Raw genomic sequence first — 13,863 nt, 5'->3', positions numbered from 1 at the left:
TATTTGGATAATTGGAAAGACAAAAGGAAAGAAGATGCTGGATTTCGACAATTTGCACCCCGATACCTTGGCCGTTCGTGCCGGTACGATGCGGACTGAATTTGGTGAGCATTCCGACGCCATGCATCTAACTTCTAGCTTTGTCGTAGGTTCAGCCGAAGAGGCGCAGCTTAAATTTACCGGTCAGGTGCCAGGTTATATTTACTCACGCTTCACCAATCCAACGGTAACAGCGTTTGAGCAGCGTTTAGCCGCAATGGAAGGCGCTGAGCGTTGTGTGGCAACTTCATCAGGTATGAGTGCAATTTTGTCGCTATGTATGGGCTTGCTCAAATCGGGTGACCATATTGTCTCGTCCAATAGCCTATTCGGTTCAACGATTCAGTTATTCAATAATTACTTAGGCAAATTTGGCGTAACGGTGACGTATGTCTCGCCAACCGACGTGGATGCTTGGGCGCAGGCAGTTACCCCGAATACCAAATTGTTTTTCTTAGAAACGCCGTCCAATCCGCTGACCGAAATTGCCGATGTAGCAGCGATTGCGGCGGTGGCGCACAGCCACAATGCTTTGCTGGTGGTTGATAATTGCTTCTGTTCGCCCGCCTTACAGCAGCCAATCAAGTTGGGCGCGGATATCGTCGTGCATTCAGCGACCAAATACATCGACGGCCAAGGTCGCGTGTTAGGTGGCGCGGTGCTCGGTAGTCATGCGGTGCTTGAACCTATTTATTTGTTCTTGCGCACCGCAGGTCCAACTTTGTCGCCGTTTAATGCGTGGGTGATGCTTAAAGGTTTGGAAACCTTGGGTATTCGCATGAAAGCGCATTGCGAAAAAGCATTGGAATTGGCGACTTGGCTGGAGGCGCAGCCGCAAGTGGCGAAAGTGTATTACCCCGGTTTGAAATCTCACCCGCAGTACGAACTGGCGCAGCGCCAGCAAACTGGCGCGGGCGGTGTTGTGTCGTTTGATCTCATTGGTGGTAAAGACGCGGCGTGGGCGCTGATCGACAAAGTGCAGTTAATGAGCCGCACCGCCAATTTGGGTGATACACGTACGACCATCACGCATCCAGCGACGACTTCGCACGGTCGTTTGACGCCAGAGGCGCGCGCTGCGGCGGGCATTGGCGATGGTTTGGTGCGTATTTCGGTCGGTTTGGAGCACGTAGGCGATTTAATTCACGATTTGCAGCAAGGTTTCTAAGCGGATTTGCGCTAATTAGTACATTCGGTAAAGTTTAATCGAAAAGCCCAAGCAGAATACTTGGGCTTTTTTTATTAAAAACCCGTAAAATTGCGCCTTTGAATGTTGGTATTGGCTATGCAAAAAAAAATCATCCACGGCTTTCACGCTGTCACTGCGCGCTTGCGTCGTTTTCCCGATAGCGTTTTGGAGTTGTACGTTAGTAGCGAGCGCAACGATCCGCGGATGAAGGATTTGCTCAAAGCCGCCAAAGACGCCGGCCAAAAAGTGACGCAATTGTCGGCGGAACGCATTGACGGCATCGCTGGCCATGTTCGCCACCAAGGCGTTGCGGCGATGATCGACGCCGATAAAAGCTATTTGTCGATTGAAGACGTGCTCGATGATTTGGACGAGCCTGCCTTTTTGCTGATTTTGGATGGCATTACCGACCCGCATAATTTGGGCGCGTGCTTGCGCGTGGCCGACGCGATGGGCGTGCACGCCGTGATCGCGCCGAAAGACAAATGCGTCGGCATAAACGCGACGGTTTCCAAAGTGGCGTGTGGCGCGGCGGAAGTGGTGCCGTACGTAATGGTGACCAATTTGGCGCGCACGATTCGCGATTTGAAAGAACGCGGCATTTGGATTGTTGGTACCGACGCAGAAGGCTCGTGCGATTTGTATAACTACGGCCAGACCGGCGCGATTGCTTGGGTGCTGGGTAACGAGGGCGATGGCATGCGCCGTCTGACGCGCGAATTGTGCGATACCTTGGTGTCAATTCCGATGTTTGGTTCGGTAGAAAGTTTGAACGTGTCGGTGGCGACAGGCATTGTGTTGTCCGAAACACGTCGCCAACGTTTGGCTGCAAAAAAATAATGGGTATAGGCCCATAGTCCATATCCAGTATGGGCTAGGGGCAAATACTGCTTGGTAATTAAAACTACTGTGTTGGCTGAGTAATGCCGTTAAATTTACCTATTATTCTGACGTGGCTGCGTGTGGCCTTGATTCCGGTGTTTGTCGGCGTGTTTTACCTGCCGCAATCGGAATATCCTTTGTTGTGGCAAAACATCGTTGGCACGGCCTTGTTTGCCTTGGCGGCGATTACCGATTGGTTTGACGGCTTTTTAGCGCGCCGCTGGAACCAAACGAGCCAGTTCGGCGCTTTTCTCGATCCGGTGGCTGATAAATTGATGGTCGCTGCGGCCTTGATTTTATTGGTTGAAATCGATCGTGCGCCATCTTGGCTGGCGGTGATTATCATCGGTCGCGAAATTACCATTTCTGCCTTGCGCGAATGGATGGCGCAGCTCGGTAAGTCGAAAAGCGTGGCGGTGAATATGATCGGCAAGCTTAAAACAACGGCGCAAATGGTCGCGATCTTGTTGTTGCTATGGTGGGTGCCAATTATCCCCGGCGTTTCAACGCCATTGCTGGGAACGCTGGCGCTGTATGTGGCAGGTATTTTGACGATTGTGTCGATGTTCTACTACCTACGCGTTGCCGCTGAGCAATTTAAAAACCATTAATTACTCTCAGCCCGCCTTGATGTATGTTTCGGCGGGCTTTTTCTTGTCTAGTGTTTGGCGCTATACCCTTTAGGGTATTTAATGAAGAAGAATGCAGCTTTGCTGGCAATTGCCGGCTTTTATTTTTTCTATTTTGCGTTTAATGGCATTTTCTCGCCGTACTGGGGTTTGTATCTGGCGGGAATGGCTTTCCCTGCGTGGCAAATTGGCATTTTGACCAGTTTGACGCAAATTAATCGCATCTACGCGCCCGCGTTGTGGGGCTATTTGGCCGATAAAACCGGTCGTCGCCAGTTGATCTTACGCGTGGCGGGTATTTGCGGCTTTGCGTTTTTTATTCCGCTGTTATTTGCCACGACGTTCTGGCCGATCTTGATTGCCGTTTTAATCGGCAGCTTCTTCTGGAGCGCCGCGCTGCCGCTGGTTGAAGCCACGGCGATGAGCCTGCTTAAAGGCGATTCTGGCGCATATTCACGTCTGCGAATTTGGGGTTCAATCGGCTTTGTCGTCGCCACCATGGGCGCGGGCTATTTAATTGAGGCGCAAGGCGTCACCGTGTTGCCGCTGTCGGTGCTGGCGATTATGGCGAGTTTGGCTTTGTATTGCTGGTGGGTGCCAGAGGCGCCCAAGGTAGCTCAACAGGTAGCGCAACAAGGACGGTTTCTCGATATTGTGCGGCGGCCAGAAGTTCTGGCGTTGTTTGCCTCGTGTTTTTTGATGGCGCTGGCGCATGGCCCGTATTACAGCTTTTATTCCATTTATGCGGCCGATCACGGTTTTAGCAAAACCACCATCGCATGGTTTTGGACTTTGGGGGTCTTGGCCGAGATTTTGATTTTTTGGTTGATGCCGCGACTGAATTTACGTTTTAGCCAAAAAGCCATTTTATTGTTTGGTTTGCTAATTGGCGCATGGCGTTTTGCCGCGATTGGTTGGTTAATGGGTTCGCTAGTGGTTTTATTGCTGGCGCAAATAGCGCACGCGTTTACCTTTGGCAGCAATCACGCTGTCAATATGTCGTATATCCATCGCTATTTTGCCGGTAAACACCAAGCCAAAGGTCAAGCCTTGTATATTGCGATGTCATTTGGTATTGGCGGGAGTTTAGGCGGTATTTTATCTGGCCTAGTCTGGCAGACGTGGGGTGGCGCGTGGGTTTTTAGTGCTTCCGCGCTATCGTGTTTGCTCGGTGCTTTGATTGCTTGGCGCTATTTACCAAAGAACTAAAATTACCACCCTAGGGTATTGGCTTGCTGCGCTTATTCGGTCTAGACTCATGGCTTATACGCTTGTTGCATAATCAGATGAAGGGCTGTTGAAATGATCATTGTGATGAAACTCTCGGCGACCGATGAACAGGTCGCTGCCGTGGTGAATCTGATTCGCGATTCAGGGCTAAAAGAGCACGTGTCGCGCGGCTCTGAATTGGTGATTATTGGTGCCATGGGCAATGAAGACCTGCTCGACGCATCGCGGTTTGAAATCTTGCCCGGCGTTGAGCGCGTGACGCGGATTATGAAGCAATACAAAATTGTGTCGCGCGATAGCCATCCAGCTGGCTCGGTGATTCAAATTCGTGGCATTCCCTTGGGCGGCAAGCAAATTCAAGTCATTGGCGGGCCGTGCTCAATTGAAACTCAGGCGCAAATGGACGAGGCAGCGGCAGGCGTCGCGGCTGCAGGGTGTAGGCTGATGCGCGGTGGTGCATTCAAACCCCGAACTAGTCCGTATGCGTTTCAAGGTTTGGGTGTTGAAGGTTTGGAAATGTTTCAATCTGCGGCCAAACGCCACAATTTGCCGATCGTGACCGAGTTAATGGACGTGCGCATGCTCGACACGTTTATGGAGTACGACGTCGACGTGATTCAAATTGGCGCGCGCAATATGCAAAATTTCGACTTGCTAAAAGAAGTCGGGCGCGTCAATAAACCGATTATTTTAAAACGTGGCTTGTCGGCCACGATAAATGAATGGTTAATGGCGGCCGAATACATCGCCGCCGGTGGTAATCACAATATTATTTTTTGCGAGCGCGGCATTCGAACCTTTGAAACGGCGTATCGCAATGTGCTCGATGTCACCGCAATTCCAGTTTTAAAGCGCGAAACGCATTTGCCGGTCATCGTCGATCCAAGTCACGCCGGTGGTAAAGCGTGGATGGTGCCCGCCTTGGCACAGGCGGCCGTGGCAGCGGGGTCTGATGGTTTGTTAATCGAGATGCACCCAAATCCGGCCGAGGCATGGTGCGATGCAGATCAGGCGCTTTCGAGTGCGCAATTGTCAGAGTTAATGCAAACCTTAGGTGCCATCGCGCAAGCGCTGGGCCGTAACTTGTAAATTTGAAAAGGGAGTGGATATGAAAAAAATAATCGTTTTAGCGTCAGCTTTGGTGGGTATTGCTCATGCCGCTACCCCACAGGCTCAAACGAGTTGGCTGGGTGATTATGAGTTGATTGAATTTAAGTCGGCTGGTCAATCGGTGAATCTGCCAAACCATAAGCCGATCACCTTATCTTTGTCGCGTGGTGGCAAAGTGACTGGTTTTTCCGGATGTAACCAATTTCAAAGCGCAATCAAAGCATCACCGCTGGCAATGGGTATGATCGCGAGCACGCGTAAAATGTGCCCTGAACCCATTATGCAATTTGAGCACAACTATTTGGCTGCACTCGAAGGGTTGACTGCAATTGAGCGTAACGCCGATAAGCAATTAGTTGTTAGCACCGCAAATAACCAGCAACTCATTTTTAAAATGAGCACTAAGGCAGTTGAGAAAGTAATCTGGGTGGGGCCAGAAAAGAAAGATTGTGTTGCGGGCGTGATGAAAACGCAGTGTCTTCAATATAAAACCAGTGCCAATGGGCAATGGATGAATTTTTACGGTGCCATTGACGGTTTTGAGTGGGAGCAGGGTAAAAGCTATAAGCTGAAGATTCGCCAAGAGAAAATTGCCAACCCGCCAGCAGATGCTTCTAGTCTGAAAACTAGTTTGGTCAAAGTGCTTTCAAGCCAATGAGTTCACCGAAAATAAAAAAACTAGTACTGTTGGGAACGGGGCTCATTAGTGGCTCATTTGCCCTGGCTTTAAAGCGCGCACGGCTGGTTGATCATGTGGTCGGGGTTGGTCGTAATGCAGCCAATTTAAATCGCGCGATTGATTTGCGCGTGATTGATGTGGCCAATCATGATGCAGCGCAAGCCGTGCAAGGCGCGGATTTGGTATTTTTAGGAACTCCCGTTGGGCAAATGGGCGCGTTAATGGCGCAAATCGCGCCGCATCTCGCCGCTGATTGTATTGTGACCGATGGCGGCTCGACCAAGCAGGATGTGTGCGAGCTGTATCGCCAGTATTTGCCGCAGCAATTGGCGACTTGCGTGCCTGGTCATCCGATTGCGGGTTCAGATTTGTCGGGCGCGAGCGCCGCAACTTATGGGCTTTACGAAGGCCGCCGCACGGTGCTAACGCCGCTGGCTGAAACTTCTGCTGGAGCACTCGAAACAGTACGAGCGCTATGGCAAGCTTGTGGTGCGATTGTGTACGAGATGGATGCCCAAACGCATGACGGTGTCTTTGCTTCGGTTAGTCATGTGCCGCATCTAGTGTCTTTTGCGTATATGAATGCGGTTTTATCTAAGGATAATGCCGAGCAGTGCTTGGATTTTGCCGGAACAGGCTTTAGGGATTTCACGCGCATCGCGGGTTCGCATCCGGAAATGTGGCGGGATATTACCTTGGCTAATCATCAAGCGATTTTGCATGATTTGAAGGCCAATGTAGCGCAAATGCAGCGCTTAATTGGCTTGATCGAGGCGAAAAACGCCGATGATTTAACGGATTATATTAATCAGGCCAGTCAAGCACGCAGTGCTTGGGGTAAAAAACGAGCCAATAAATAAGTGCGCAAAAATAAAGGAAAAATATGAACTACCAAGCAGCCGCCAATCGCTATGAGGTCATGCCGTACCGTCGCTGTGGAGCCAGTGGCTTGAAATTGCCAGCGATCTCTTTGGGGATGTGGCACAACTTTGGCGACAATAAGCCGTATGACAATAGCCGTGCAATGGTACTCAAGGCGTTTGATCTGGGGATCACCCACTTCGATTTGGCCAATAATTACGGGCCTAAGCCAGGTGCTGCCGAAGAAACAATGGGGCGCTTGCTGAAAACTGATTTGGCAGGCTATCGCGACGAGTTGATTATTAGTAGCAAAGCTGGTTGGGAAATGTGGCCCGGCCCTTACGGTGATCATGGTAGTCGTAAATATCTGATTGCTAGTTGCGATCAAAGCCTGAAACGGATGGGCTTAGATTACGTGGATATTTTTTATTCGCACCGCCCTGATCCTGAAACGCCAATCGAAGAAACAATGGGCGCGCTCGATAGCTTAGTGCGTCAAGGCAAGGCTTTGTATGTCGGGATTTCATCGTATTCGGCCGAAGAAACTGCCGTGGCGGCGAAGGTGCTGAAAGAATTGGGTACGCCTTGTATTATTCATCAGCCACAATATTCGATGTTTGATCGTTGGATTGAAAATGGTCTAACCGATGTGCTGCGGGAAACCAAGATGGGCAGTATTGCGTTTTGTCCACTGGCTCAGGGTTTACTCACGGATCGTTATTTGAATGGCGTTCCGGCCGATTCTCGTGCTGCCGACGCGCAAAACCATTTCCTGACAACGGATAAAGTAGATTTGCGCTTGGCCCAGATTAAGTCGCTGAATGAAATCGCCGTGGCGCGTGGGCAATCGTTGGCGCAAATGTCTTTGGCGTGGGCTCTGCAGACGGTGACATCGGTGATTATTGGCGCTAGCCGTGTTTCGCAAATTGAAGAAAACGTTGGCGCAGTGGCTAATTTAGACTTTACTCCTACTGAGCTGGTGCAGATTGAAGCGATTTTGCAGCAAAATTAATACGGGTAGATTTTTAGAGGGCCGCCACGAGGCGGCTTTTGTATTTTCTTGGGGTTGTTATGTTAAATGTTCCAGTAATTGCCATTGATGGTCCGTCGGCGTCCGGTAAGGGGACTGTGGCGCAAATAGTGGCAGAACGTTTGGGTTTTCATTATTTAGATTCGGGTGCAATTTATCGTTTAACCGCACTGGCTGCGCAGAATCAAGGGGTATCTTGGTCTGATGAACAAGCAGTAGCTGCTGTAGCGCAATACCTAGATGTAGTATTCGAAGGTGAACGCATACTGTTGGCGGGCGAGGATGTGAGTGCGGCTATTCGCAGTGAGCAAATTGGCTCAGGAGCCTCGCAAGTGGCGGCCTTGCCTGCGGTGCGTGCCGCTTTGTTGGCGCGTCAGCAAGCGTTTGCGCAAATGCCTGGTTTGGTGGGGGATGGGCGAGACATGGCGAGCGTGGTTTTTCCCGCCGCACAACTAAAGGTGTTTTTGACCGCTAGTGCAGCCGCACGCGCCGAGCGGCGCTACAAGCAGTTGATTGGTCGTGGTGAAGTGGCGGATTTGGCCGTGATTACGGCGGATTTAGAGGCGCGCGATGCGCGCGATCGTGCCCGCAGCGTTGCGCCACTGGCGCAAGCGCCAGATGCGTATCTGTTGGATACAACCGCAATGGGGATTGATGAGGCGGTGAATCAGGTGGTGGCGTGGTGGGCGAAAAAAGCATAAATAAAACAATACCTAAGCACTTGATCAATTGGTAAAAAATCTTTAAAATGCTCCAATTCCAGTTTAGCTTTTGCTAAATTAGATGCTCTGCCATCGCTTGATGGTGGAAAACTCAATCAAAACGCCACTTGTGTTTTGGTTCTTACTAACTAACCCGCTGTGCCTTAAGCGAGCTTTGGCTAAGCTTGAGTGACTCAGCAAATGGAATTTATCCACTAATGACTACCGCTACTATGGAAAGCTTTGCAGCCCTGTTTGAGGAAAGCCTCACCCGTCAAGAAATGCGTTCGGGCGAAGTGATTACTGCCGAGGTTGTAGGTATCGACAGCAACTTTGTTACTGTAAATGCAGGTCTGAAATCTGAATCACTGATTCCTCTGGAAGAGTTCAAAAACGACAACGGTGAAGTTGACGTTAAGATCGGTGATTTCGTACCAGTTGCAATCGATAGCCTCGAAAACGGTTACGGCGAAACTAAGCTTTCTCGCGAAAAAGCCAAACGTTTGGCTTCTTGGATCGAATTGGAAGACTGCCTGGAACGTGGCGAAATCATGTCTGGCGTTATTTCCGGTAAAGTTAAAGGCGGCTTGACTGTGATGGTTAACGGTCTGCGCGCTTTCTTGCCAGGCTCACTGGTTGACATTCGTCCAGTTAAAGACACGACTCCTTACGAAGGCAAACAAGTTGAATTCAAAGTAATCAAACTTGATCGCAAACGTAACAACGTGGTTGTTTCTCGTCGCGCCGTTCTGGAAGATTCTCTGGGCGAAGAGCGTCAGAAACTGCTCGAAACCTTGAAAGAAGGTTCGATCGTTAAAGGTATCGTTAAAAACATCACTGACTACGGTGCATTCGTTGATCTGGGCGGTATTGATGGTCTGTTGCACATCACCGACTTGGCATGGCGCCGTGTTAAACACCCATCTGAAGTATTGGCAGTGGGTGATGAACTTGAAGCTAAAGTTCTGAAATTTGATCAAGACAAGAACCGTGTATCTCTTGGCCTGAAACAATTGGGCGAAGATCCATGGGTGGGTCTGTCACGTCGTTACCCATCGGGCACTCGCATGTTCGGTAAAGTGACTAACCTCACTGACTACGGTTCATTCGTAGAAATCGAACAAGGCATCGAAGGCCTGGTACACGTTTCTGAAATGGATTGGACAAACAAAAACGTTCACCCATCTAAAGTTGTATCTTTGGGCGACGAAGTTGAAGTGATGATCCTGGATATCGACGAAGACAAACGTCGTATCAGCCTCGGCATGAAACAATGCATGGCTAATCCATGGGACGATTTCGCTGCTAACTTCAAGAAAGGCGATAAACTGAAAGGCGCGATCAAATCGATCACTGACTTCGGTGTGTTCGTTGGCTTGGCTGGTGGTATCGACGGTCTGGTTCACTTGTCTGACCTGTCTTGGAATGTTCCAGGTGAAGAAGCTGTTCGCAACTTCAAGAAAGGCGACGAAGTTGAAGCAATGGTACTGTCTATCGACGTTGAGAAGGAGCGCATTAGCCTCGGTATCAAACAGATGGAAGGTGATCCATTCAACAACTTCATCTCTCAATCAGACAAAGGTGCAATCGTTAAGGGTATCGTTAAATCCCTCGACGCTAAAGGCGCTGTAGTTACATTGTCTGAAGAGGTTGAAGGTTACTTGCGTTCGACTGAAGTTTCTCGTGATCGCGTTGAAGACATCCGCACCGTTCTGAAAGAAGGTGATGAAGTTGAGGCGCAAATCATCAACGTTGATCGTAAAACTCGTACTATCAACTTGTCGATCAAAGCGAAAGACTCTGCTGACCAATCTGAAGCGATGAGCAAATTGTCTTCTTCTATCGAAGGCAATGCTGGTACTACTAGCTTGGGCGCATTGTTGAAAGCTAAATTGTCAGGTTCTGCTGAATAAGTCTTAAAAGGATTGCAGTAGAATATGACCAAGTCAGAACTCATCGCAAAACTGGCCGAACGCTATCCACAGCTGGTAGCCAAAGATGCGGAGTTAGCCGTGAAGACGATGCTCGATGCAATGGCGCGTAGCCTTGCACAGGGTCAACGTATCGAAATCCGCGGATTTGGCAGCTTCGACCTGAACTACCGCCCACCTCGTGTGGGGCGCAATCCAAAATCAGGTACCAAAGTATCGGTGCCTGAGAAATTTGTGCCACACTTTAAGGCGGGTAAAGAACTGCGTGAACGTGTAGATTCTGAAGCGTAAACGCTAGTGCTAGACAAAAAGGCGACACCTTTGGGAGTCGCCTTTTTTATTACCTATTCACAACAAGGATAAAAGAAAATTACGCTACAATAATGGCAAATCAAATGGAGCAAACCTATGCACTACCTAAGCTGGTTTATCAAATTTGTCGTTTTCGTAGTTTTATTTGGCTTCGCCATGCATAATGCGGCACCTATAGATTTGTACTTTTTCTTGGGTTACAAATGGAATGCCCCATTGGCCATGATCTTATTGGTCTTTTTTGTTTTAGGCGCGGTTTTTGGTTTGCTTGCGAGCTTCGGTCAGGTATTTAAACTACGCAGGCAACTTGTTCAATTGCGTAAGGAGCTTAAAGTTAGCGCCACAAGCAAGCCGGCTACGGAAGATATGATTATTGAGCCACCAAAAGATGCGATTTAAATATGATTGAAATTCAATTTTGGTGGTTAGTAGTATTACCACTGTTCTTTGGACTTGGTTGGCTAGCTGCACGAGTTGATATTAAGCATGTCATTGCGCAGAGCAAATCATTGCCTTCAGCCTATTTTAAAGGGCTAAACCATTTGCTTGCAGGTGAAACGAATAAGGCGATTGAAGTTTACGTCGATATTGCAAAAAACAATGAAGAAACCATTGAATTGCAATTTACACTCGGATTGCTTTTCCGCCGCCGTGGTGAACTTGAGCGCGCTATTCGTATGCACCAAAAGTTGTTGGCGCGTCGCGATTTAACTGAAAGTCAAAAAGAACATGCCCAGTTAGAACTTGCAGTTGATTTTATAAAATCAGGGCTGTTTGATCGTGCGGAAAATTTATTGCATGAATTGTCGCAAACGAATGCCGCCAAAGAGGCTCGGGTAGAGCTGCTCGCCATTTATCAGCAAGAACATGAATGGCAAAAAGCCATTGAAATTGCGGAACAATTGCGTGATGAAAGCCATACTTATCAGCACGAGATTGCTCAATTCAATTGTGAACTTGCCGCTGCTGCCCTGGTACGAAAACAAGAAGACCAAGCACAAGCTTATTTGGAGAATGCTCTGAACACGCATCGCCAATGCGTTCGTGCACGTATTATGCTTGGTGAAATACTTTACGGACAACAGCAATATCAAGCTGCAATCGATCAGTGGCTACAAATAGAAGCGCAAGATGAGGCTTGTATTTCACTAATCGCGCGTCATTTACTCAATGCCTATGAGCAATTGGGCAGAATTAATGAAGGCATCGATTTGCTGCAGCGCTTTTTGCAGCGCTATCCTGAGCTTGATGTTGTGGACCTGATTTATGAGCAAATCATTGCACGGCAAGGTGTTGATGCTGCGCATCAATTTGTTCGTGAGCGCTTGCGTGATGCACCATCAATGCCTGGTTTACGTAAATTATTAGAAGCTCATTTGCTGGTCGCGCCTGATGACCAAAAGCCTGAAATTGAGTTAATTGGTAAGCTGCTGCACGATAATACGCGTGAGCACACAATGTTTTATTGTCGAGAATGTGGTTTTAAAACTCGTCAATTCTTCTGGCACTGCCCAGGTTGTAACGGCTGGGAAACGTACTCGCCGATTCGTGGCAAGAAAAGAAAACACGCTGAATAAATTTGAGAAAACATTAATGTCTTTAAATCCACGTATTGTTGTAGCTCTTGACTATCCAACTGCGGATGCTGCGCTTGCATTCGCCCGCACTGTAAGTCCATCTCTGTGCCGCTTGAAAGTTGGGAAAGAACTTTTTACTGCATCTGGCCCTAAACTTGTCGAGAATCTCGTTGCTATGGGTTTTGACGTGTTTTTAGATCTTAAATTTCACGATATTCCAAACACTGTAGCGCAAGCGTGCAAAATGGCCGCAGAGCTGGGGGTATGGATGGTGAACGTTCATGCGTCCGGTGGTCGCAAGATGATGGAGACGACGCGAGAGACCTTAGAAAAACTGCCTCAGCGTCCCCTTTTGATTGCCGTTACCGTATTAACTAGCATGGGCGACGCAGAGCTGTCTGAGTTGGGCTTAAATGTGACTGCCGCTCAGCAAGTTGAACGATTGGCTCGATTGACACAATCCTGCGGCTTGGATGGTGTTGTGTGTTCAGCGCAAGAGGCGAGCATGATCAAGTCCGCTTGCGGTTCAGCATTTAAATTAGTTACACCTGGCATTCGCCCAGCAGATGCTGCCGTGAATGATCAAACTCGAATCATGACGCCTGAGGCGGCTATTGCTGCCGGCTCTGATTACCTAGTCATTGGTCGTCCAATTACGCAAAGTGCAGACCCGATTGCTACATTGCACGCGATTAATGTCAGTTTGGCCGTATAGATTTGAGGTGTAAATGAGTTTAAAAGAAAGCGTAAAATCGGCCCGAGTTCTCGTCGTTGGCGACGTCATGCTCGATCGCTACTGGTTTGGCGATGTAGAGCGGATTTCCCCTGAGGCGCCGGTGCCGGTCGCAAAAATTAATAAAACTGACGAGCGAGCAGGTGGTGCAGCAAATGTGGCCCGCAATATTGTTGCGTTGGGTGGCCAGGCAAAATTACTCTCCGTTGTGGGTGATGATGAGGCAGGGCGTAGCCTAGAGAACCTATTGATTGAGGCTGGTGTTGATGCTTCGTTTCATCGTGATTCGGAAATATCTACCACCGTAAAGTTGCGTGTGTTAGCAAGGCAGCAGCAGCTTTTGCGTATTGATTTTGAAAATGCGCCAAGTCACGAAATTCTTGCGGCAAAGCTCGATGATTTTAAAGCTTCTTTGCAAGATATCGATGTGGTTATCTTGTCTGACTACGGTAAAGGTAGTCTGACTCATGTCCAGCAGATGATTCAGGCTGCCAATGTGGTGGGAAAGCCTGTTTTGGTTGATCCGAAAGGTGATGAATATTCCCATTATTCAGGTGCAACATTACTGACGCCAAATCGCAGTGAGTTTAAGCAAGTTGCTGGGGGTTGGAAAACTGAAAAAGAGCTTGAAGCTAAGGCAGCTCAGTTGCGCAATGAACTCAATTTAACTGCGTTACTGGTTACTCGTAGTGAAGAAGGGATGAGTTTATTTCGCGATGGCGAAATTGTTCATAAACCAACTCAAGCAAGAGAAGTGTTTGATGTGTCTGGCGCTGGAGATACGGTGATTGCCACTCTAGGTTTAATGTTGGCGGCGGGACTTGACTTGCCTGAGGCAATGGATTGGTCCAATAAGGCTGCAGGTATTGTTGTTGCTAAGGTGGGTACTGCAGTCGCTACGGCCGAGGAATTGTTCTCTTAAGCCGCAATTGGTTCAAGTATCAAGCCAAGCTTTTGCTT

Annotated in this window: 15 protein-coding genes; all 15 read left to right on the top strand. The window is 48.7% G+C overall.

All coding sequences use genetic code 11. The annotated features are described in order from the left end of the window. Nucleotides 1-34: 34 nt before the first annotated feature. Nucleotides 35-1,207, top strand: coding sequence for an O-succinylhomoserine sulfhydrylase (locus NT239_01405; protein XGA71523.1), 1,173 nt, complete (start codon nt 35-37; stop codon nt 1,205-1,207). Nucleotides 1,208-1,324: 117 nt separating this feature from the next. Beyond that, the gene (rlmB, locus tag NT239_01400; GenBank protein XGA71522.1) at nt 1,325-2,068 is read left to right on the top strand and encodes a 23S rRNA (guanosine(2251)-2'-O)-methyltransferase RlmB; all 744 of its coding nucleotides are present in this window, start codon (nt 1,325-1,327) and stop codon (nt 2,066-2,068) included. 83 nt (nt 2,069-2,151) lie between these two features. Then, a complete protein-coding gene (gene pgsA / locus NT239_01395; GenBank protein ID XGA71521.1) occupies nt 2,152-2,721 on the top strand; it encodes a CDP-diacylglycerol--glycerol-3-phosphate 3-phosphatidyltransferase in 570 nt (189 codons plus the stop codon). 81 nt (nt 2,722-2,802) lie between these two features. Beyond that, nucleotides 2,803-3,948, top strand: a complete 1,146-nt coding sequence (locus NT239_01390) for an MFS transporter (protein XGA71520.1) — start codon at nt 2,803-2,805, stop codon at nt 3,946-3,948. A 93-nt stretch (nt 3,949-4,041) separates the two neighbouring features. After that, on the top strand, nt 4,042-5,058 hold the full coding sequence (gene aroF, locus NT239_01385) for a 3-deoxy-7-phosphoheptulonate synthase (protein ID XGA71519.1): 1,017 nt from the start codon (nt 4,042-4,044) through the stop codon (nt 5,056-5,058). 19 nt (nt 5,059-5,077) lie between these two features. Further along, on the top strand, nt 5,078-5,737 hold the full coding sequence (locus NT239_01380; protein ID XGA71518.1) for an META and DUF4377 domain-containing protein: 660 nt from the start codon (nt 5,078-5,080) through the stop codon (nt 5,735-5,737). Continuing rightward, nucleotides 5,734-6,618 carry a prephenate dehydrogenase/arogenate dehydrogenase family protein gene (locus NT239_01375; protein XGA71517.1) on the top strand — a complete coding sequence of 295 codons (885 nt, stop codon included), beginning with the start codon at nt 5,734-5,736 and terminating at the stop codon, nt 6,616-6,618. The genes NT239_01380 and NT239_01375 overlap by 4 nt, the downstream gene beginning before the upstream one ends. Before the next feature lie 23 nt (nt 6,619-6,641). After that, nucleotides 6,642-7,631: an aldo/keto reductase gene (locus NT239_01370; protein XGA71516.1), complete on the top strand. Its 990-nt coding sequence runs from the start codon at nt 6,642-6,644 to the stop codon at nt 7,629-7,631. Between the two features lie 59 nt (nt 7,632-7,690). After that, nucleotides 7,691-8,350 carry a (d)CMP kinase gene (cmk, locus tag NT239_01365; protein ID XGA71515.1) on the top strand — a complete coding sequence of 220 codons (660 nt, stop codon included), beginning with the start codon at nt 7,691-7,693 and terminating at the stop codon, nt 8,348-8,350. A gap of 218 nt (nt 8,351-8,568) precedes the next feature. Then, a complete protein-coding gene (gene rpsA, locus NT239_01360; protein ID XGA71514.1) occupies nt 8,569-10,263 on the top strand; it encodes a 30S ribosomal protein S1 in 1,695 nt (564 codons plus the stop codon). A 24-nt stretch (nt 10,264-10,287) separates the two neighbouring features. Then, nucleotides 10,288-10,572: an integration host factor subunit beta gene (locus NT239_01355; protein ID XGA71513.1), complete on the top strand. Its 285-nt coding sequence runs from the start codon at nt 10,288-10,290 to the stop codon at nt 10,570-10,572. 117 nt (nt 10,573-10,689) lie between these two features. After that, on the top strand, nt 10,690-10,992 hold the full coding sequence (locus NT239_01350; protein XGA71512.1) for a LapA family protein: 303 nt from the start codon (nt 10,690-10,692) through the stop codon (nt 10,990-10,992). A gap of 2 nt (nt 10,993-10,994) precedes the next feature. Further along, on the top strand, nt 10,995-12,170 hold the full coding sequence (lapB, locus tag NT239_01345; protein XGA71511.1) for a lipopolysaccharide assembly protein LapB: 1,176 nt from the start codon (nt 10,995-10,997) through the stop codon (nt 12,168-12,170). Between the two features lie 16 nt (nt 12,171-12,186). Next, a complete protein-coding gene (gene pyrF, locus NT239_01340; GenBank protein ID XGA71510.1) occupies nt 12,187-12,885 on the top strand; it encodes an orotidine-5'-phosphate decarboxylase in 699 nt (232 codons plus the stop codon). A gap of 13 nt (nt 12,886-12,898) precedes the next feature. Further along, the gene (gene rfaE1, locus NT239_01335; protein ID XGA71509.1) at nt 12,899-13,825 is read left to right on the top strand and encodes a D-glycero-beta-D-manno-heptose-7-phosphate kinase; all 927 of its coding nucleotides are present in this window, start codon (nt 12,899-12,901) and stop codon (nt 13,823-13,825) included. Nucleotides 13,826-13,863: the final 38 nt, after the last annotated feature.

Source organism: Chitinibacter sp. SCUT-21, from assembly GCA_041874755.1.
GTDB lineage: Bacteria > Pseudomonadota > Gammaproteobacteria > Burkholderiales > Chitinibacteraceae > Chitinibacter.
The sequence above is the reverse complement of the archived record's forward strand: the minus strand, read 5'-3'. Positions and strand labels throughout refer to the sequence as shown.

What these genes read in the sequence shown, in the direction of transcription:
- cmk (XGA71515.1), top strand. Translation starts at nt 7,691, where the DNA reads ATGTTAAATGTTCCAGTAATTGCCATTGATGGTCCGTCGGCGTCCGGT.
- NT239_01380 (XGA71518.1), top strand. Translation starts at nt 5,078, where the DNA reads ATGAAAAAAATAATCGTTTTAGCGTCAGCTTTGGTGGGTATTGCTCAT.
- NT239_01370 (XGA71516.1), top strand. Translation starts at nt 6,642, where the DNA reads ATGAACTACCAAGCAGCCGCCAATCGCTATGAGGTCATGCCGTACCGT.
- rfaE1 (XGA71509.1), top strand. Translation starts at nt 12,899, where the DNA reads ATGAGTTTAAAAGAAAGCGTAAAATCGGCCCGAGTTCTCGTCGTTGGC.
- rlmB (XGA71522.1), top strand. Translation starts at nt 1,325, where the DNA reads ATGCAAAAAAAAATCATCCACGGCTTTCACGCTGTCACTGCGCGCTTG.
- aroF (XGA71519.1), top strand. Translation starts at nt 4,042, where the DNA reads ATGATCATTGTGATGAAACTCTCGGCGACCGATGAACAGGTCGCTGCC.
- NT239_01405 (XGA71523.1), top strand. Translation starts at nt 35, where the DNA reads ATGCTGGATTTCGACAATTTGCACCCCGATACCTTGGCCGTTCGTGCC.
- pyrF (XGA71510.1), top strand. Translation starts at nt 12,187, where the DNA reads ATGTCTTTAAATCCACGTATTGTTGTAGCTCTTGACTATCCAACTGCG.
- NT239_01355 (XGA71513.1), top strand. Translation starts at nt 10,288, where the DNA reads ATGACCAAGTCAGAACTCATCGCAAAACTGGCCGAACGCTATCCACAG.
- pgsA (XGA71521.1), top strand. Translation starts at nt 2,152, where the DNA reads ATGCCGTTAAATTTACCTATTATTCTGACGTGGCTGCGTGTGGCCTTG.
- NT239_01375 (XGA71517.1), top strand. Translation starts at nt 5,734, where the DNA reads ATGAGTTCACCGAAAATAAAAAAACTAGTACTGTTGGGAACGGGGCTC.
- rpsA (XGA71514.1), top strand. Translation starts at nt 8,569, where the DNA reads ATGACTACCGCTACTATGGAAAGCTTTGCAGCCCTGTTTGAGGAAAGC.
- NT239_01390 (XGA71520.1), top strand. Translation starts at nt 2,803, where the DNA reads ATGAAGAAGAATGCAGCTTTGCTGGCAATTGCCGGCTTTTATTTTTTC.
- lapB (XGA71511.1), top strand. Translation starts at nt 10,995, where the DNA reads ATGATTGAAATTCAATTTTGGTGGTTAGTAGTATTACCACTGTTCTTT.
- NT239_01350 (XGA71512.1), top strand. Translation starts at nt 10,690, where the DNA reads ATGCACTACCTAAGCTGGTTTATCAAATTTGTCGTTTTCGTAGTTTTA.